The sequence below is a fragment of the Paenibacillus curdlanolyticus YK9 genome (assembly GCF_000179615.1).
GTDB classification, from domain to species: Bacteria; Bacillota; Bacilli; order Paenibacillales; family Paenibacillaceae; genus Paenibacillus_T; species Paenibacillus_T curdlanolyticus.
Map to the genome: position 1 here is coordinate 22,769 of NZ_AEDD01000006.1, position 19,427 is coordinate 42,195.

Consider the following 19,427-nt stretch of genomic DNA (forward strand, 5'->3'; position numbering starts at 1 on the left):
ATGACTGGCAGCAGTCTTCTCGAGGCTCTTGATTCATTATTGGACCGAAACCCATAGCAGGCACCGGTCATCCGCACACTTCTGTTCTGACTCGCTTTCTCCGAAAAGCTTCGCCTCCCATTGCTCTGCGAAGGCTTCGCCTGTGCAGCTGGCGAGCAGCCTGCCAAGCTTCTCGCCCGGCTGCTCTTCTTGAATATCATCGACCGGATCAAGCAGGCCGTCGGTAAACAATACGATACGATCTCCTGCACCGATGGATACCGTCTGCTTGGTTACGGTTATCCCGTCGAATATCCCGATTGCCGGGCTTCCGCCAGTCAAATATTCGGCCTCCGCGCTTCCGCTGCGCAGCAACAAGCCCGGTGGATGTCCTGCGTTCACATACTCCGCCACGCCGTTCGCCAGGTCAACGACCATATAGATGCCCGTAAAATAATAGTGAATTAGCTGATCCGAGAAATTCAGCTGCATCGCACGCCGGTTCAGCTCATAAACCACCTTGTCCGGATCGGTCAACGAGCTCATCGCTTCCTTCAGAATCGAAGCAATAAACATGCAGACGAGCGAGGATGAAATCCCGTGCCCCATCGCGTCGATGACGACGACCGCATATCGATGTTCATCGATGCGATGCCACGCGTAGAGATCACCGGACAGTTCCTCCGACGGGCGGTAGATCGCATCGATGACGACCTGCTCATTTTCAAGACGACTCGGCAGCACCGCATATTGGACCTCGCGTGCCAGCTGCAGCTCGTCATGCAGGCGGCGGTCCCGCTCCTTATGCCAATCCTTCTCTTGCTTCAAGCGAAGCGCAGAACGGATTCTCGCCATCAGCTCGACTCGATTAATCGGCTTCGTCACATAGTCTGTGGCCCCTGCATCAAGCGCCTCCGCCAGCTTCTTGGAATCGCCGATCGCCGTCACCATAATGATCGGAATATCTTTTAACCGCTCTAGACCATGAATCGTTCGGCATGCCGTAATGCCGTCAATGCGCGGCATCATCATGTCCAGCAGGATCAAATCCACGCCGGGGTCCTCCGCGTGATGCTGCGGATCATTGCCTTCCTCATCCAGCCCAAGCTGCTCGTACAGCTCCATCGCCGAAGCTGCCGTCGTAATGTTCTGGTAGCCCGCCCGCTTCAGCATTTCCTGTACGACTGTCACGTTCATCGCATTATCGTCAACGATTGTTATTCGCATATGCCGTCTCCCGTTGCGTTCCTGTCCCTTCATCGCACCCTCGTCTCCTATCCGTTCATTCCATTGTTCCCGATTCACCGCGTCCTACTTCTTATACCCCGCCCCCCGCGCATCGAATCAGCGTTAGGATATGCCATATCAGCCCTTGCTTCCAACAAAAAATCCCAGCGTCATCCGAGATGACAGCTGGGATCGTTCTTATTCAGCATCTGCTTGCATATCCTCGTGACGCGATGCGCGTCTGGTCAGCCATAGGCTGCCTGTGATCAGGATGAAGGCGACGAGCGCCATCAATGGGATCGTAATGACGCCGAAGTAATCCAAGTAGTCTTCGCTGCAAGGAACGCCATCCGTGCACGGCATAATGTCAGCCATCCCCGGTACCTTCTGCTCCAAGTAATGATAAATCGAAATCAGTCCGCCGATGATGCTGAGCGGAAGCACATAGCCGGTGATCCGCCGGTCGCCCCGATAGGCTGCGATTCCTAACAGAATGACCTGCGGGTACATAAAGATACGCTGGAACCAGCATAGCTTGCATGGCGTGTAGTCCAATACATCACTCAGGTACAGGCTGCTGCCAGTTGCAACTACGGCTACGATCCAAGCCATATACAACCCGTACGTATAAAAGAAGGACGGCTGATTATTTTCCATCGGTTACTTGCCAGCCTCCTCCACCGCTGCGAGTGCTTTATCGACTGCGGCTTTTACCGCATCATACTTCATCGCATCCGCGCCCCCGACCTTCGTGCCGTTCACGAAGAGCGTCGGCGTGCCGGTTACGCCCAGCGGTTTAACGCGCGACATCTGATCCGACAGCTGGTCAGCATACGTCTCGTTCTCGATGTCGCTGCGGAGCTTGTCGAAGTCGATGTCTAGCTTCTCGCTTTGCGCCAATTGAACGAGATAATCAGGCGTCGCCCAAATCTCGCTCTCATTCGGCTGATTCTTGTAAAGCGCGTCATAATATTTCCAGAAAGCATCATTATTCTGATGGTAAACCGAAAGGCCTGCAAGCGCGGCTGTCCGCGAATCCGGACCAATAAACGGATAGTTCATGAATGATAACGATACAAGGCCTTTGTCAATGTATTCCGCTTTAAGCTGCGGCTCTACGTCTTGGCTGAACACTTGGCATGCAGGGCATTTGAAATCGCCGAACTCGACGATCTTAACCTTCGCATCCTTGCTTCCAAGCGTAGCCATCGCATTAAAATCAAACGAATTCGGATCCGCTTGTTTATCGGCTGGCTTTAGGAATGCAACCGCCACAATAAGCGCTATGATCAACACACCGCCTGTCACCCACATTAGCTTTTGCATATTTTTCTGGCGCTGCTTGCTGCGCGAACGCACTTCCTTGCGGTCAACGCGGTTTGCTGCTTGTCCCATCTGAACAATCCCCCCAAGTCTCTAAATTGGTACAGTTACTTTTAATTATAACGTTCTTTTCTTAAAACAACATTAAGAACCTTATGAACGAGTCGTTAAATCGCCTTGAAATAAAAAAAGCGCCACCCGATGGGTAACGCCTTGCTTCAGATAAGCGTAATTGTTTTCAGCTTAAGGCGCATAATCGCCGTTATAGCTCACTAACGCAACATCCGCAACGCCTGGAATTTCGGAGATGGACTGCACGAATGCCGTGTTATCCGCATTGATGCGAAGCTCTACGGTGAGCTCCGTCATTTGCTTGCGAATCGTCTTCGACTTCAGCGTGTACTTCATTTTGCGCAGCGCAGTCTTGATTCCTTCGTCCGCCAGCGCCTCCTCATAATGGAGAATAAGCAGGAATGGCGCAGTTTTCACCTTGCGGCGAGATAGCAGGAACACGACCAATGCAATAAAGAGCGAGCCGAAAATTGCAATCGGGTACAGCTTCGCGCCCGTTGCGATACCGACGGAGATTGCCCAGAACATATAAACGATATCGAGCGGATCCTTCACAGCCGTCCGGAAACGGACGATACTGAGCGCGCCGACCATCCCGAGCGACAATACGATATTCGTGCTGATTGTCATAATGATCAACGTCGTAATAAGCGTCATAAGAACGAATGATACATTGTAGTTATGGCTGTACACAACCCCGCGGAAGCAGCGTTGATAAACGAAATAGATAAACATGCCGAGCAGGAACGAAATCAGCAGCCCCCAGAAAATCTCGACCCACGATACGTTCTTGAAGGCATCGAGCTCCAGCATGCTTTTCTTGAAAATATCTTTAAAATTCAGCGTATCTTCCATTCAAGCGAATCTCCTTCCAAGCCTAATAATCATTGTGCGAACGTCTTGCGTTTCTCTTTGCAGATCCCGTATTTCGAAATGCTGGACCGATTATGCGAGGACAGCTGAAGCAGATCGCTAATCATCGCAGGCAAGAACGCATCATACTTCACTTCCAAAATCGTGCGAGGGCCTTCGATCGTGCCCGCCGTTACAAGGTCCTCATCGAATATATCGAACGACTGCAGGCTTGCCTCCAGCTGCTTGTCGAACGTGATCCGAACATCGCTGGTCGGGTAAATATACGCTTCCCTCACGTAATCGACGATGACCGATGGCTTCATCGCGCCCGTCACGAGATCGTTATAGAAATCGTTCATGAGCGGATGGTCGCTTGCTTTCAAAAACGCATAATTGCCTTCTCGAAGCATGTCGAACTGCTCTCGCGTCAGGGCAGCCGATTCTTTGGCCACCATGTCGTTATACTTGCTTTTGCGCTCCAGCTTGATGGTAGCGTCGCTTTTGTTGTAGATGCGCACCCGGTATTTTTTTCGTGCAAAAATACCGTTCATCTTATCGTGAAGCGACGACTCATGCATGTTGTCAAAATACAAGCTGCGGATATGGTAGCCCTCCGCGTCTATCGAATTGCGATCCAGCGACAGCAGCGTGCCGATCCGGTTCCGCAGTCCGATGTATTCATGATGATGAATAAAAAATTTGAGCTCGTGCCGCAATCTCTTTCCTGCAAACTCCATCGCCGAACGCCTCCCTTAACCGTTAATCGATATAAAATTCTCGAACGCCGTAATAATTTACATTGTCGGTATCTTGATAGATATCAAAGGACGGCATGACGTTTCCTTTACTATCTTGCGCGACGACCTTCCAGAAGTAGCGTCCTTTGGCCAGATTATCGAGCGTAATGGTAGAGCTCTTCTCGTTCTTCCGCTCTATAATCGGATTCGTGAAGGACGGATTTTTGGCTACCATGAATTGATAGGTGATATCGTCGCCTTGCAGATCGTAAGATGCATCCCAGTGGAAAATCGATTGGGTTCCCTGATGGGCAACTTCACCCATGAAGAACGGCATCGGCAGCTGCAGCTGCTTCTTGAACAGCTCTGCGTTTACTTCCGATAAGCCCGCGATGCGGTCCAGCTCCTGATCATACTGGCTTAACTTGCCGGGCAGATACGTCAAGTCCGGCAATCTGGAAATAAACGGAAGAACCGTGCCGCGATAACTGCTCAGAAGCGCCTTCGTCTGCGCAGGCGTAATGATTTGGCGCAGCTCATCGACCTTCTCTTCCAGCTGTTTCACATTATCCGGATTTTTGAAGAAGCGGCTCGCCAGCGTCGTCTCCCAGTAGTTAGAGATCCCTCTCATCCATGGCGCCCTCGCTTCGCCTGGCTTGCCTTTATGATCGAATTCATTAAAGCCCCACCCGCCGTCGTAGTCCCACGGGATGAAATAAAACTTTGTGCCGTTTTGAGGCGAATACAGCAAGAAGTTTTGCGTAATCGTATCGATGTTATCCATGAGAATATTAGAAGCCATCCACGTCAAATAATTGTCGCGGTCGAAATACCGATCGAACACTTCGTCAAAATCGAGCGACAAGTTATTCATCTCATCGAGCATCTGAAGCAGCTTCTCATGATCGTTGTTCCCCTCAACGCTAATAACCGTTTCGAACAAGCTCTTGTTATAAGCGGGGTCATCGGCTTTCTTCAACTTGTCGGGATAACGGTAAAACTCGAAATTCTCCGCTTTATACAATTGACCGTTCGGGTCCAATCCATGAGAGCGAAGGAAACGCTTATTCGGCTGCTCCACCTGCTCGTACAACCCATAATCCGCGAACGCCGGTTTGCTTGCTCCGCTCGTCTCGTCTTTCACGTACAGATGAACGAACTGCATATGATAGCTGGTCATATTAGGAATCATTTTGAAATAATCGAAGCTTAAACGGTTTCTCACCCGCGTGAAGTCGAACTCATGCTTCAGCAAGTTGATGGATGTCTGATTGCGCCACACGCCAGCATCGTCGAACAGCTTGATTTTGTAAGACTTCTGGTTCGAGTTCAATGATGATTTACCGCGAAGGGACATCTCCGCATTGGCGTGGTCCTCACCGTATCCGAGCTTGCCGACGCCGCTAATGATGCCAGACTCATCGCCCTCTTGGACAAGGACATTCACTTTCTTATCGTCCGTATTGTCCGCAGGATATTGAATGCTGTTAAGCTTGCTCCAGGTTAGTGGCTGCTCGCTCGTCAGGTTGTCATCCGTGATCGTTACGTAGAAGGTCGTTACCTCATCAACCTTGTCATTGTCATAGATGTGCCGATTTTCCGCTATCTTGGTTGCACCGCTAGATAACGTCAAGTCACCCTTCGAAACGACCTCAGACGGCTTGCCGTCCTTCTGGTCGTCTCCTTCGCTTGCGCTGCAGCCTGCCAACAAGGAGCCCAGAATGGCGAACGTTATCCAATATTTAGGTCTAATCAACTCTATTGCCTCCTTGCCTTCCTTCTTAATCCAGTCGACTCATCTGCTTAGGCGCTGCATGCAGCAGCTTCGAGAACCGATTCGTTTTCTCCCGGTGAATGACTGGCTGTGCGCTGAAGGTGTAATAGTTAATATGATTCAGCACATGCATTAACCGGCCAAACGCGACAAGCAATGAGATAAATGCGGCTGCGAAGAACGAGAAGCCTTGGCTGTCATACAAGACAGACAGCACGGCAAATCCGGTATTGCTAGCCAAAAACAGCACCGCCAGCCACAGTACGCCCTTGCGGTCATCAAAGTAAAGCAAAACCAATGTGATGACCGTGTAGATGATATAAGCAAAAAATCCGATCACGAGAATGTTGTAAAGCTCGATCTGCGAAGCGCTGAATCCGACAAGCGGCAAAAACCGAATGCCAAGCGCGATCGAAATGATCGAGAAGAACAATTGCACGCCCATGAGGAGCGAGATTTGCTGCGTCAGCACTTGGAACATTTGCCCCCGTGCGCGGTTAATATCGCCAAGCGAGCCGCCATGCAGCACGAGATCGTAATAATGGCGGTATTTGGGATACAAATTCGTTTCGAGCGAGACAACGAACATAATGAGCGAAGGGATCGCAGACATAAATGCATAATAGACAGCTAAATCATACGAAGGCGACATGAGAAAAGCATCCGCTACAATAACGCCTGCGTCGCCCAGCCACTGGACAAATTGGTGGGAATACAACCCCAATGCCGTTAACGCGCCGATAAGAATCAGCGACGGGTATCGGGTCAAGTAAGCCAAGAACGTATAGTCGGATTGGCGAGCTGGCAGCCGGAAAAACCGTTCGATCTGAACGAGCAGCGCAGAGGCCGTGAGCATAAAGCCTGCATCTACCGCCAACAGCACCGTTCCCGCATCCTTGTAATCCGAGTACTTCAGAAGCACCCATGACAAGCCGATCGACAGCAACGCGCCGCCCAGGAAAGAGAGCCCGATCCGACGGTAATTTTTCATCGCAGATAAGTACACGACCTCAAACCAGATGACGATCAGCGTCATAAACAAGAGCAGCAGCGATGCCTTGTAGCTCAAGCTAAGCGGCGACAAGCCCAGGAACAACAGGGCGGGCACTGCGCCGAGCAGCAGCCCGATCTTCAAGCTGCCATAGAACGAAGGGAGAATCGCTTCATATTTGTTCTGATAAATAAAGTCGGAGACCGATCGGGTCAAATAAAGCGTCAGCACGTTGCTGATGATGTACGAGAAAATGAAAGCATAAACGATGGACGCTTGAAACAGCTCCCGATCGTTGAAGGATACATCATATCTCAGCTGCAGCCATTGCACGGCTACAACAAGAAGCATGCACGTAAGCATCGGACCAATCGTGACGAGCGAGGAATAAGTGAATGCCTTGATCTTATTAACCAAGCCATCCTTGGCATACATCCGTTTTAGCTCAAAACCAATACCTGCCATCTCTTAACTCCTCCTCTCAAGCTGGTTATACAATGCTTTATAGCTGTCAATAAACCGGTCGCGCGTATATAGCGCTTCGACTCGGCGGCGGCCGTTGCCGCCCATTTCATTGCGCATCCGTTCGTTTTTGCATAACGTGACGATCGAACGGCTAATTTGCTCTGCGTTCATGACAGGCACGACGAATCCCGCTTGTCCATAAGGATCGTCCACCCCGAACAGCAGCTCCTTACAGCTGCCAACATCCGTCGTTACGAATGGCTTGCTTGCCGCCAGTCCCTCCAACACAGCCAGCGGCTGGCCTTCGCTTACGCTTGTCAATACGAGCAAGTCCATCGTGCCGACGTACTGTTTAATATCAACGTTACCCGTAAACTCCACGTCTTGAAGACCGAACGCGTCAATTAGCGCCAAGCACTCCTCGTAATACTCAGGGTCCTCTTCGTAAGGGCCCATGATGTGGAAGGTCGCGCTTGGCACCTCGCGTTTGACGAGCTGGAAGCTTTGGATCATCGTCTTAATATCCTTAATCGGAACGACGCGAACGAGTGCGCCTACGCGAATCGGTGCCCCCTCCGCCTTGCCCGGCAGGTTGTCAAAGTCCGCAGCATTCACGCCGTTAGGGACGATGCTGATTTTGTCTTCCGGACAGCCAAGCTCGATCTCGATTTCCTTATTCCGATTAAACAATGTCACGACTTCATCCGCATACTGATAAGCGCATTTCGAAAGCGTGTAGAAGTATTGAATCCACAAGTCTTTGAACGTGCCCTTAACCCAATCCGACTTAATGATCTCTTCCTCGCGCTCCCGGGAATAAATGCCGTGCTCGGTAAGCACCATCGGCTTGTTGTAGATGTGCTTGCCCAAGGAAGCGATAACGCCCGCATAGCCCGTCGACACGGAATGATAGAGATCCGCCTCCGGCAACGAATTCCGAACGGTCATGAACAACGGCATAATCATCGAACGAACCGTCCAAAACATTTCCGTGAACGGCACCTGACTATATTTTTCTTCACAAAGCTCACTCAAAATATCGTAATAATCCCGGCTCATCAGGAAGGTTGCGGCATCGCTTAGCTTCTTGCTGAGGAGCGCTTGGAAGATAGGCTGCCAATCCGCCTGCTCGTCTCCGCCGATAAGCGACTTAATCGCATGCGCTTCCTCGGACGTCAGCTTGGCGCGCGCTCCCCAGCGGCCTTCTTCCTTCAAATAGGAGTCCATGAAAAACTCGCGTACTTCCGTTACATTCGGAGGAAGCTCGTATTTGAATTTCCCCTTCTGCTCTTCTTCTGCTGCAATCGCATAGATAACGAACGAGTGCTCGGGCATGCTCCGCAGCAGCGCGTGTATCCAGCTGGACACACCGCCGGTAACGTAAGGATAAGAACCTTCCGCCACGATACAAATTTTCATCGTTATCCATCCAATCCGATCGTAAATTGTTTCGCCGTCGCTTTGACAAGATACATACCTGCGTTCAGACGCGTCACTTCGGCATGCTCCAGCTTCGTTACTTCCTTATCGCTGCGCAGCAGATAATAGAAATCGCCCTTGGTGTACCCGTTAATGTAGCCTGTAATCCCCTTTTCCGTCCGCTGGAAATGAGGATCGCTGTCGGTATACCGCACCAGCTCATTGGTTGCTTCCGTCGCCGTCATCGGGCGCAGCCAGCCGAATTGATCATTCGTTTGCTGCAAATATTTGGTGTAATCGCTATAAAGCTGATCCCAGGTTTTATCTTTGTTCCGTTCTTTATCCGTTACGTCATCCGGGTGAACGAAATGCGAGAAGACGCCGAAGGTTCCTACGGCATTCATCGATGCCCACTTCTCAAACTCGTCGTATATAAAGCCAGACGTCACCCGAGGCAGCTCTGCTATCCCGTCCTTCGCGATTTCAAACTCTTGTACATAGGAAAGCTGATCCAAATCTTCGCTGTACATGGACGAAATGGTACGCAGCCCGGGCCAGCCAAGCTTAAGCGCCTCTCGGCCATCCGCACCCAAAACGTTAGATGGCGGGACATACGTGTGAAGCTCGTAATTAGGGAAAACATCTTTAACGAAAGCAGAGACGGCCTTCACGGACTCCGCCATATCTTGCAAGGACGGCCAAGCATTATAACCAAATTTGCTGCTAACCTTCGAATCGGTCACCAGCGACTCGTGATTGTAGCCGTGGATGCCGATCTCGCCCCCGCCTTTAAGCACATCACGACCATACATGATCAGGTCTTTCATGGAATCGTCCGACTGTTCGAACGGCGCTTGGACATCATCCTTGTAGGTCTCGATCACAACGCCAGTAAATTTATAATTAAACTTCGCGGCCGCGCGGATCATGTCAGGCCACCAAATCTCTTTAATAAATCTGTAATACGGGCGATTGTAATCCGCTACCATCTCACTATTGAACGGCGCTGGGAAATCATCGATATACATTAGCTTGGCGTTCAAGATCGGATAAATAAAGTCCTCATCCATCAAGCTAATGCTCGCTGCCGTAAATCCGCGGCTCGACTTCTCCTGAAGCATCGTCCCGTTCAGCATGACGAATTCCCCTTCGCCATACGGCTGCTGCCATAAAATCGGCACATGCTCGGTCGAGTCAGCCAGCAGCTTGGTCCCTTTGTCCAGCCTGACCTGCATCGCAGTATTCTCGATCAGGCCGCTATTAAACGAGGTGTCCTTACTGCTGCCGAACACTTCGCTGTTAATGTTAAGTCCTTTCACATTCGCTTGGAAGCCCGCTTCGCGAATGCCCAGCTTGCGATAAATGCGGTAAAACGTATTGTCAGGCTCCAGCACAGTTGCAAACATGACATGCCCGCCATCATGAACGAACGTCTCCAGCCAATCGTTGTTCGTCAGATGATCCAATGCCGACACTGTTATAATGACATGCTCCTGCTTGCTGCCCGGTCCGTTAAACTGCTTGTAATCGACCGTTCGAAACGGCTTTTTCATATACTTGAGCGTTTGCTCTACATTGTCCTTAATCCGTACGCTATACGTATTCGACTCATCTGTAACGATGACATACGTCGGCTCATGCAAAGCTTCTATGTCGCTGGCTGCCAGCGCTTGCTGCTCGGATGTCTGACTTGCATCCACAAGCGGAGCATTCTTGCCGCCTACGCGGAGCAGCGCCTGTGAACGCGTTAATTGCAGCACTAAGCCCAGCACAAGCATAAACAGCAAAATGATATAAATTTGTTTGCCCAGTTTAAAATTTTCTTTCTTCATCCTGCTACACCACTGCCCGTCCAATATTGTAGTACGCTCTGCGTATCATGAGATAGGCGAATCGGCAGCGCCTTGAGCTCCTCCAGCAAACCGAAGAAGCGTTCGCGCCTCTTCAGCTCGTAATAAACCCGCAAGGAGGATAAGTAAGCTTGCTCGCTGTTCGGATACACCTCACGGAATTTATCGCAATCCTCAATCGCCCGCTCATATTGGCCAAGCTCCATTTCACAGTCTATTTTGTTAGCGAACATCGTTTCATCGTAAATGCCAGCGCTCATGATTTTATCCAATACTGTTGTATACGAGGACAAATATCCGCGCTTCGTGCGTATGTCCATAAACCCGCCAGCGATGAGCCGACCCAGCGCGCCCGCATACTTGGCTGCACTTTCCAGGTTGTCCGGCTGGCGATCATATTCCACGGCCGCCTGCTGCAGCTTGACCTGCAGCTTGCGCTTCATCTCCAACACGGCAGACACCGCATAGTGGGACGTTTCGGTATCCTCGTTATTGACCGCTTGCTCAAGAAGCGAGCCATACTCATCGATATCGCCCTTCAGCATATCGAGCAGCAGCCGGCGCCTCGTCATATGATCATTGACGACAAGCGCTTCCTCCATCGGCACGATGTTCGTTTCCTTCTGGACGTCGACCTGCTGATAGATGCGTTCCCGAATATCCTCTTCGAGCTCGGTCAGCGCTTTGAACCGTTCCAGATTCGTGTCTGGCTCAAACCTTCTGCGCAGCGTCTCCGTCAGCCAGGACAGCAGAATCCCGCCGAACGGAAGCAGCAGCGTAAGACAGATTCCGATCGCAAATTCGCCATTTCTCCGTATAAGACGATAGGCGCTGTATACGACGGCAACGATGTAGTAAACGAGTAAAGCGTTATCCAGCATAAGCTTCTTCTCCATTTAGGACACGTGCCGTAATGCCGTTCTTCTCCAGTCTGCGAATAACAATCGCAGCTTCGGCCTCATTCGAGTTGTTAAGCAAAAGCACGATTTCGTTGCGAATCATCCCGATATAATCCGATTCGCGAAGCGTATCGGCAACGCGCTCGACCACATGGCGCACAGACTGCTTTTCATCCGACTGAATCGTAAGCAGAACGAACTCGGCGTTATGCTGTTTTTTGGCTGCAAGCTTGCTCTCTACAACCTGTCGGAACCAATTTTCCTGAAGCACTGGCGTTTCGCCAACGTAACGGTTTGCGCTCGTCGCCCCGACGAATTGGAAAGCGCGCGCCAACGAGTTCGAAATCATCTCCACCGTCATTTTGAATACGTTCTGGTAGTTTAAGTTCAATCGGGCAAAGTTGACGTCATGAATCGAAATAATCGAAACGACAACCCCGTTGTTGATAACTGGGGCCGCCATCATTGGCGCTTCCGACGACATCGTCCGATTGACGAAAATCGTCTGCGACTCGACAACCTTCTTCACCCAGCCGTGCTCCGACATCCGAATCGTCTTCGGAAGCAGCAGCTCCTCATTGCCTGATTTGATCATCAATCGCAAGTAATCCGTCTGATTCACCGCGTAAATCGAGATCTGTTTCGTCTCCAACAAGTTTTCCAGCACATGAATCGATGAGGATACGACATCCTCCGGCTCGTGGCTCTCCAGCTCTTTGACAATGTTATAAATGCGGCCGATGCTGTCTTTGCTGCCAATCAGCTGGCGCTGCAGCTCGTCCTTCACATAACGCGTATCCTTGTACACCGTGTTCAGGAAGTCGTAGCGCTCCTGCTCGACCTGCAGCTTCTGGCCGATTTCAACCGTTTCGCGCTTATGCTTGTCCGAGACGAACCCAACGACAAGACCGAAAAATAAGTATAAGGCCAAAATAAATAATACTTCCGGGTCATACAGCAGGGATACCCACTCGCGACCGTTCTGCAGATTGTCTGCAAAATATAAGCCGGAAGCAAGCACAGCGGAAATAACCGACTGCTTGCTGCCATAGAGCACGCCGATAATAAAGATATATACCAGTTTAAAATCAACGTTCATATCGGTTAGCCAGCTCGGGCCGTGATTGATCAGCAAATACAAAGCAATACACGCAAGCAGGTTTTCCCCATATGGGCGCAGCTTCTTCAGAAGCCTTACCGAATTGGCCTGCTTCTTCTTCACGGCAGCCTTCTCCACGCGCGTCGGCGCATTCGCAAGGAACCAGCTGTATGTCTTCGCCAGCCCTTCCTTAAGCGAGAACAGCGGCACCCAGTCCAGATCGCGCTTCACTCTCGTATTATCAAGCGATGAACGATAAATATCGCCTTCTCGCGATGCTTCATAACGCACGTTAATGCTGTCGCCAAGCTCTTGCAGCGCATCAATCAGCTCATTCAGTCTAATCTCGTGATTGCAGGACAAGTTATACACGCCGGTCAGGTCACTCTCCGCCCCCCGGTATAAGCCGTCCACGATATCTTCCACATAAATAAAATCGCGCGTTTGATTGCCGTCGCCATAAACGACCAGCTCCTGCTGCTCTACCATTCGTTTCATGTAAATAGAAACGACCCCGCCTTCGCCCGTTCCGCCTTGCTTAGGCCCATACACGTTGGCGAATCGGAAGGCTAGCGTCTGAAGCCCGTACAATTCCTGCCATTTGGCGCAATAGTATTCGCCAAGCTTCTTATTGATGCCGTAAGGCGACACCGGCTCGCCTTGTACCGCCTCCGCCAGCGGCACCGCTTCGTCATTGCCGTATACAGCCGCTGAAGAAGCGAAGAGAAACTTTTTCACGCCGTGACGCCGCGAGCATTCCAACATGTTGACGAGGCCCATAATATTCGTCTGCGCGTCAGCTTGCGGAATCTTCATCGAAGTCGTCACATCGACCTGCGCCGCCAAGTGTACGACTACATCTGGCCGTACGCTCTCAAATACGACATCGCATGCACGGTCCTCCACATTAAGCGGATATAGCTTATGAGGAACCGTTACGTTGTTCACATCTCCGCCTGATAGATTGTCGATAATATAGATTTGATGCCCTTCCTTGTGAAAACGCTCCGCTGCTGTTGAGCCGATAAAGCCGCAACCGCCTGTAATGAGGATTTTCAAAACGACCGATCCCTCCCGATATCCTAATTTATTCGCAAATTGATCAAATCGAGAAGCGAGTCCAGATTTTCCCGTTCTTTTGATGGATTTACAAATAATTCATACCTAGATTCTAATACAATAGTCCCTATTCCTACAAGACTAATAGACAATTATGGCGAAGAAAGTTACAACTTAGCGTCGAACAGCCGCTAGATTGTTACAATTAAAGCTATTGCATACACAGATAGGCGGAAGATGGGCTTGCAATTTATGGGGCGACAGACCTATCATTAAAAACACAGATTATTGTTACACTTAAGATCAACGCCGGCGCCCGACATAAGGAGGTCTGCCATGAAAGCCCTGCACAAACCTTTACAGACTGTATGGAAGAGCGTGCTTCTGCTCTGCGTCCTGCTGGTCGCCCTTACAAGCACAACACCCGTATCCGCCAGCAACAACAATGGATATCGCCTCATGATCTATTACGGCATTCCGATCGAAATTAATGAAACTGGCACGATCGAGGATGCTGCGCTTCAATTCGCCAAATATGACTACATCGTACTTGGCGCCGGCCTAGAAGAAACGACACACGAAGCGCACAACTCAACTGCCAGCATTATCGCACAAGTTCGAAAGCTCAAGCCAAGCGTGCATATTTACGGCTATATCGATCTAGGCGTCACAACGGACAATCTATCGATCAGCACGATTCAGAAGAAAACCGTCCGTTGGAAAACGACCGGCGCTGACGGCATCTTCTTCGATGACGCTGGCTTTGATTACGGCGTTACGCGCAAGCGACTGAATCAGGCCGTTCAATACGTCCATTCCCAATCGCTGAAAGCGTTTATAAACGCTTGGAAGCCCGATGATATTATGAGCAGCGCTGTTAATGCCAAGTACAATCCGAAAGGCGAGAAAACAGCCATCGGCGGCGGCGATCTCTACCTGCTGGAAAGCATGCTGCAGCCCGTTGATATTCCGAATCAGGAGCAAAAAAGCGTGTTCGGCACCGGGTTCCGTTCCAAAATGGATAAAGCGCTCATGTATCGCAACCTGCTCGGCGTTAAGCTGATGAGCATCAGCCCGATCGACTATGGCAAGTATTCGAGCGATGCCGTCCGCAAGTTTTTCCGGGCAAACGAAGCCGCCGCCGCTATCTTCTCTTTGGACGGATACGGCATTGCGCCCAAGGAATATAGTACTGCCGCCAACTCTCACAACGCATTAAGAGAGATGCCCTATATCTTAAATTACATGGACTATTACACGACGAACGTCGCCTATGTAGCCAAATATAACGACTGCGACTTCGCTTCGAGAGACTTCCGGCTGCATTCGCTGCCTGGCGAGCACTTCTACGATTACCCGGTCACCGTGGTCTATGAATAAACAGCTGAATGAACGCAGCCTGATGCCATCGCATCAGGCTGTTTGTTTTGCTGCCAATGACCGAACCGGCGGTTCCGAATCGCCATTGGCCCACATACACTGTATGAAGCATGCGGGCCAGACAAAATCGTTGGGACAGGACGGAGGCGCTGACGGCAATGAAGGTGAGGAGCAAGGACGAAGAAGCCGTATTCGATATCCGGACGGCACTTTTTTTGGCGGCAGTATGCGAACAAACCTATGTGCAGTTCAATAGCCGGGACGGCATGTTCTTCATACCCGCCGGCTACAGGGCGGTCGGAACGATCAAAGCGCAGGCCTATGAAAGCAAGCCCGAATACTTTGGATTTCTCATTGAATCGGAACATTCCGCCATACTGGCGTTTCGCGGCACTCGCTCTACGATGGACTGGGTGTCTGACTTCATTTCGCAGCAAATCAAGTGTAAGCCGGTAAAGCCGCCGAGCCTTACCCATAAAGGATTTACGGACATTTATATGAGCTGTCGGGATACGGTGCTGGCCTTGGTGCGCAATGTTTCGCCTGACAAGAAGCTATATATTACCGGGCATAGCCTTGGCGGCGCACTAGCTACACTTGCTGCGCTTGATACCGCATTCAATGACAAGCGTGAGCCGACCGTATACACTTTCGGTGCGCCGCGTGTCGGCGACCCGAAATTTTCCCGTATCTATAATCGCACGATCAAACATCATTGGCGCGTGCAAAACGAATTCGACATCGTTCCGCTGCTGCCGCCCCTTGTATATCGGCAACCCAAAACCCGAAAATTATTCTACTACATGCATGTCAAAACAGAAATAAAACGATCGTTCCGCATGGGCTCCGTCTCCGGCAATCACGTGCTGAGCAGCTATTTTGCCAATCTGTCCAAAGATGACCCCGCATTCGCAGCCGCATTATGTGAAGGCCCATTGGGCTGGTGCCCGTCCCCGCCGCCTCGACCGACCGAACCGGACGGATTGTCCTAAGTCCGTTTTCAATTTTCCGAACAGCACAAAGGACGAGCGTCTCCGCTCGTCCTTTGTGCTGTCCTTAATCGGTTGCACGTCCTTCGTAATGCCCAGACCGCATGACTTTGGTCTCCAAATACTTTTTATTAAACTCGGAAACATCGCCCCAGAGCGGAATCCGCCCCGATACATCCGCTCCGGATGCGACCAGCGCATCCATCTTCCGCGGGTTATTCGTAATAAGCGTAACCGGCTTCGATCGCAGCTGCTTAAGCACCTGAATCGCATCGTCATAGCTGCGAATATCGTCTTGGAAGCCAAGCTGCAGGTTCGCATCGACCGTATCATAGCCTTCTTCCTGCAGCACGTACGCCATCGCTTTGCTGAACAAGCCAATGCCGCGGCCTTCATGGTTCGCCAGATAGAACAATGCGCCCGAGCCATTCGCCACGATCATCTTCATCGATTGCTTCAGCTGATAGCCGCAATCACAGCGTTTGCTTCCAAAAATATCGCCTGTATGGCAAATGCTATGCATACGAATCAATGTATCCGGCACATCGGCGAAATCGCCGTATACGAGTACGCTGGATTGCTGCATTTCTGCCAGATTGGATGCGGAAAGCCTTGCAATGATTTGCTCGGTTGTCGAGATTTCATCGCCGCAGCCATCCCCTGCAATACTGTCGCAGCGCAGCCAGCAGTACCATTGGAAAATATGGGTTTCCCCGTCAAGGTTGACAGGCAGCCTTACGGGACCGACCAAGTAGATGCTTTTGTCGCCACTTGGCACCGTTGTGATTTTTCGTTTAAGAATGGAAATGATATCCGTCTGAATTGAATGCATGAGTATTGCTCCTCCCCATACCACCGGCGTCCTGCTTTTTGTCTGTAGTGTTGCCATTTGGTAAGCATCGAATCCGTTACTTTGCATACTGTGGTTACTTTTTGTAAGTATATAAATTTGGTGCCCGTTTGTCAAATGCGGCATCCCGCCAACACCGCGCCTGTTCTGCATTTGGGCCGCAGCGTTCCTCCTTATTGTACGCCACCTATGGCTATCTGTACCAGACGGTCATTCGTCCTGATTTCGATGTAACCCTTTACTTTTACAAAAATCACACGTACCATTCACTGCATACAAACGGATATTTGCTTCGCCGCCACCACTCATCTCAGCTGCAGGAGGTCTCCTTATGCCATTTCAAGGACAATCGATCCTGCCGGCCGTTCGCGGCTGGAAAGAATTCGATGCGCTTCTCGCTTCGCCATACGCATACATCGTCATGCTGGATTGCAAGCTCGGACAGCTCAAGAGCATCGTGAGCGAAGCCGGACGCCACGGCAAGAAGCTGCTGCTTCACGCGGACCTGATCGATGGACTCAATCATGATGAGCATGCAGCCGAGTTTCTATGCCAGGCCATTCGGCCGGCTGGCATTATTTCGACGCGCACGACCGTTGTTCAGAAAACGAAGCAAAACGGCCTGATCGCCATTCAGCGGCTGTTTCTGCTCGATACGGGAGCGCTTGAGCGCGGCATTGCGCTAGCTATGCAGAACCGGCCCGATTACATCGAGGTGCTGCCCGGCGTCATCCCGTCCATTATCCGCGAGGTTGCGGAACGTACGGGCATTCCTGCCCTTGCCGGCGGGCTCATCCGGACGGAGCAGGACGTAGCTGCTGCGCTCGAAGCCGGTGCAGCCGCAGTAACGACATCCGATCGGAAGCTTTGGAAGCCTTACATCAATCGCAAGCAGGAGGAGTAGCCATGGAACGCAGCCGCACTTATATACTCGCACTCGATCAAGGCACGACCAGTACGCGCGCTATCTTGTTCGACCAGCAAGGAACGCCAATCGCATCTGCCCAGATGCCGGTCGACTGCCATTTTCCTCACCCCGGATGGGTAGAGCAGGATGCCCTTCAGCTGTGGCAAACAGCCCGCTCGGTCATCTCGCAAGCCGCAGCGAAAGCCGCAATCGGCTATGATCAGATCGACGCTATCGGCATGACGAATCAGCGGGAAACGACGATCCTGTGGGATCGCATGACGGGGCAGCCCATAGCTCCTGCCATTGTGTGGCAGTCCCGCCAGTCTGCCGCGATCTGCGAGCAGCTGAAAGCCGAAGGCCATGAGCCGCTCTTCCGCAGCAAAACCGGCTTGCTGCTCGATCCTTATTTCTCCGGCACCAAAATCAAATGGCTGCTCGACAACGTTCCAGGCGCGCGCCAACGCGCGGAGCGCGGCGAGCTGCTGTTCGGCACGGTCGACAGCTGGCTCATCTGGAACCTGACCGGCGGAGCCGTTCACATCACCGACTATTCCAATGCATCGCGAACGCTGCTTTACAACATCGTGGAGAAGCGCTGGGATGACGACCTGCTTAGGCTGCTCCAGATTCCCGCCGCCCTGCTGCCAGAAGTGCGCTCCTCATCGGAGCTTTATGGCCGTACGGATGCCGCTTTGTTCGGGCAAGCCATTCCCATCGCCGGAGCCGCAGGCGACCAGCAGGCTGCTTTGTTCGGGCACGCTTGCTTCGCCAAGGGCACTGCCAAGAGCACCTATGGAACAGGCTGCTTCATGCTCATGAACACGGGCAGCGAGGCGATGTTCTCGGACGAAGGGCTGCTGACGACGATCGCTTGGGGCGTTGGAGGCGAGCTGGAATATGCGCTGGAGGGCAGCGTATTCGTCGCCGGCTCAGCCGTACAGTGGCTCCGCGACGGAATGGAGCTCCTCACGACAGCCGAGGAGTCCGAGGCGCTTGCGCGCAGCGTCGATACGTCAGGCGGCGTCTATGTCGTGCCTGCTTTCGTAGGGCTCGGCACGCCATACTGGGACAGCGAGGTTCGCGGAGCGGCATTCGGCATGACGCGCGGCACGACGCGCGCCCATTTTGTCCGCGCGACGCTGGAATCCATCGCCTACCAGACGAAGGATGTGCTCTCCGCAATGTCGCATTCATCCGGCATTGCGCTGCATACGCTTCGCGTCGATGGCGGAGCGATCCGCAACGATTGGCTGATGCAGTTCCAAAGCGACCTGCTCGGCGTAGAGGTCGAGCGGCCTGCCGTGAACGAGACGACCGCGCTTGGCGCCGCATATCTCGCCGGACTGGCCGTCGGCTATTGGGCCAGCAAGGAGCAGATCGCTTCCCTGGGCAACACGGAGCGCCTCTTCGAGCCTGCAATGGATGAATCGACCAGAGCTTCGCTCTATTCCGGCTGGCGCAAGGCGGTGAAAGCGGCTCAAGCGTTCAAATAAGACGGTTCGCCCAATTCGCTACTTTGGATATAAATGCCGTTCACCGCACGCAGGAT

16 protein-coding genes are annotated in these 19,427 nt (G+C 51.8%); 4 read left to right on the forward strand and 12 right to left on the reverse strand.

What is annotated here, in order from left to right; translation table 11 throughout:
* Nucleotides 1-36: 36 nt before the first annotated feature.
* The 11 genes from PAECUDRAFT_RS12335 to PAECUDRAFT_RS12385 form a co-directional block, all read right to left on the reverse strand.
* Entirely contained in the window at nt 37-1,206 is a 1,170-nt protein-coding gene (locus PAECUDRAFT_RS12335) for a PP2C family protein-serine/threonine phosphatase (RefSeq protein WP_040712468.1), read from the reverse strand.
* Nucleotides 1,207-1,404: 198 nt separating this feature from the next.
* Nucleotides 1,405-1,863, reverse strand: a complete 459-nt coding sequence (locus tag PAECUDRAFT_RS12340; protein WP_006038437.1) for a disulfide oxidoreductase — start codon at nt 1,861-1,863, stop codon at nt 1,405-1,407.
* A 3-nt stretch (nt 1,864-1,866) separates the two neighbouring features.
* Nucleotides 1,867-2,601 (reverse strand): DsbA family protein, encoded by a 735-nt coding sequence (locus PAECUDRAFT_RS12345; RefSeq protein ID WP_006038438.1) that lies wholly within the window; start codon nt 2,599-2,601, stop codon nt 1,867-1,869.
* A 171-nt stretch (nt 2,602-2,772) separates the two neighbouring features.
* Nucleotides 2,773-3,456: a DUF4956 domain-containing protein gene (locus PAECUDRAFT_RS12350; protein WP_006038439.1), complete on the reverse strand. Its 684-nt coding sequence runs from the start codon at nt 3,454-3,456 to the stop codon at nt 2,773-2,775.
* A 29-nt stretch (nt 3,457-3,485) separates the two neighbouring features.
* Nucleotides 3,486-4,193 carry a polyphosphate polymerase domain-containing protein gene (locus PAECUDRAFT_RS12355; RefSeq protein ID WP_006038440.1) on the reverse strand — a complete coding sequence of 236 codons (708 nt, stop codon included), beginning with the start codon at nt 4,191-4,193 and terminating at the stop codon, nt 3,486-3,488.
* Nucleotides 4,194-4,215: 22 nt separating this feature from the next.
* The gene (locus PAECUDRAFT_RS12360; RefSeq protein WP_006038441.1) at nt 4,216-5,949 is read right to left on the reverse strand and encodes a CotH kinase family protein; all 1,734 of its coding nucleotides are present in this window, start codon (nt 5,947-5,949) and stop codon (nt 4,216-4,218) included.
* Between the two features lie 25 nt (nt 5,950-5,974).
* Nucleotides 5,975-7,423, reverse strand: a complete 1,449-nt coding sequence (gene pelG, locus PAECUDRAFT_RS12365) for an exopolysaccharide Pel transporter PelG (protein ID WP_006038442.1) — start codon at nt 7,421-7,423, stop codon at nt 5,975-5,977.
* Between the two features lie 3 nt (nt 7,424-7,426).
* On the reverse strand, nt 7,427-8,842 hold the full coding sequence (pelF, locus tag PAECUDRAFT_RS12370) for a GT4 family glycosyltransferase PelF (protein WP_006038443.1): 1,416 nt from the start codon (nt 8,840-8,842) through the stop codon (nt 7,427-7,429).
* Nucleotides 8,843-8,844: 2 nt separating this feature from the next.
* The gene (locus PAECUDRAFT_RS12375; protein ID WP_006038444.1) at nt 8,845-10,674 is read right to left on the reverse strand and encodes a DUF2194 domain-containing protein; all 1,830 of its coding nucleotides are present in this window, start codon (nt 10,672-10,674) and stop codon (nt 8,845-8,847) included.
* Nucleotides 10,671-11,573 (reverse strand): hypothetical protein, encoded by a 903-nt coding sequence (locus PAECUDRAFT_RS12380; RefSeq protein ID WP_006038445.1) that lies wholly within the window; start codon nt 11,571-11,573, stop codon nt 10,671-10,673. Before PAECUDRAFT_RS12380 ends, PAECUDRAFT_RS12375 begins: the two co-directional genes overlap by 4 nt.
* Nucleotides 11,563-13,749, reverse strand: coding sequence for an NAD-dependent epimerase/dehydratase family protein (locus tag PAECUDRAFT_RS12385; RefSeq protein ID WP_006038446.1), 2,187 nt, complete (start codon nt 13,747-13,749; stop codon nt 11,563-11,565). Before PAECUDRAFT_RS12385 ends, PAECUDRAFT_RS12380 begins: the two co-directional genes overlap by 11 nt.
* 336 nt (nt 13,750-14,085) lie before the next feature.
* Here PAECUDRAFT_RS12385 and PAECUDRAFT_RS12390 point away from each other — a divergent pair, with 336 nt between their 5' ends.
* Together PAECUDRAFT_RS12390 and PAECUDRAFT_RS12395 are read left to right on the forward strand one after the other, a co-directional pair.
* Nucleotides 14,086-15,129 (forward strand): hypothetical protein, encoded by a 1,044-nt coding sequence (locus PAECUDRAFT_RS12390; RefSeq protein ID WP_006038447.1) that lies wholly within the window; start codon nt 14,086-14,088, stop codon nt 15,127-15,129.
* 158 nt (nt 15,130-15,287) lie between these two features.
* Nucleotides 15,288-16,121, forward strand: coding sequence for a lipase family protein (locus tag PAECUDRAFT_RS12395; protein ID WP_006038448.1), 834 nt, complete (start codon nt 15,288-15,290; stop codon nt 16,119-16,121).
* A 64-nt stretch (nt 16,122-16,185) separates the two neighbouring features.
* Here the strand turns inward: PAECUDRAFT_RS12395 and PAECUDRAFT_RS12400 are convergent, their stop codons facing one another.
* A complete protein-coding gene (locus PAECUDRAFT_RS12400; protein WP_006038449.1) occupies nt 16,186-16,950 on the reverse strand; it encodes a GTP cyclohydrolase II in 765 nt (254 codons plus the stop codon).
* A gap of 349 nt (nt 16,951-17,299) precedes the next feature.
* Between PAECUDRAFT_RS12400 and PAECUDRAFT_RS12405 the strand changes: the two genes are divergently transcribed.
* Nucleotides 17,300-17,872, forward strand: a complete 573-nt coding sequence (locus tag PAECUDRAFT_RS12405) for a glycerol-3-phosphate responsive antiterminator (RefSeq protein WP_006038450.1) — start codon at nt 17,300-17,302, stop codon at nt 17,870-17,872.
* A 2-nt stretch (nt 17,873-17,874) separates the two neighbouring features.
* Nucleotides 17,875-19,371 carry a glycerol kinase GlpK gene (glpK, locus tag PAECUDRAFT_RS12410; RefSeq protein WP_006038451.1) on the forward strand — a complete coding sequence of 499 codons (1,497 nt, stop codon included), beginning with the start codon at nt 17,875-17,877 and terminating at the stop codon, nt 19,369-19,371.
* The last annotated feature ends 56 nt before the right edge of the window (nt 19,372-19,427 follow it).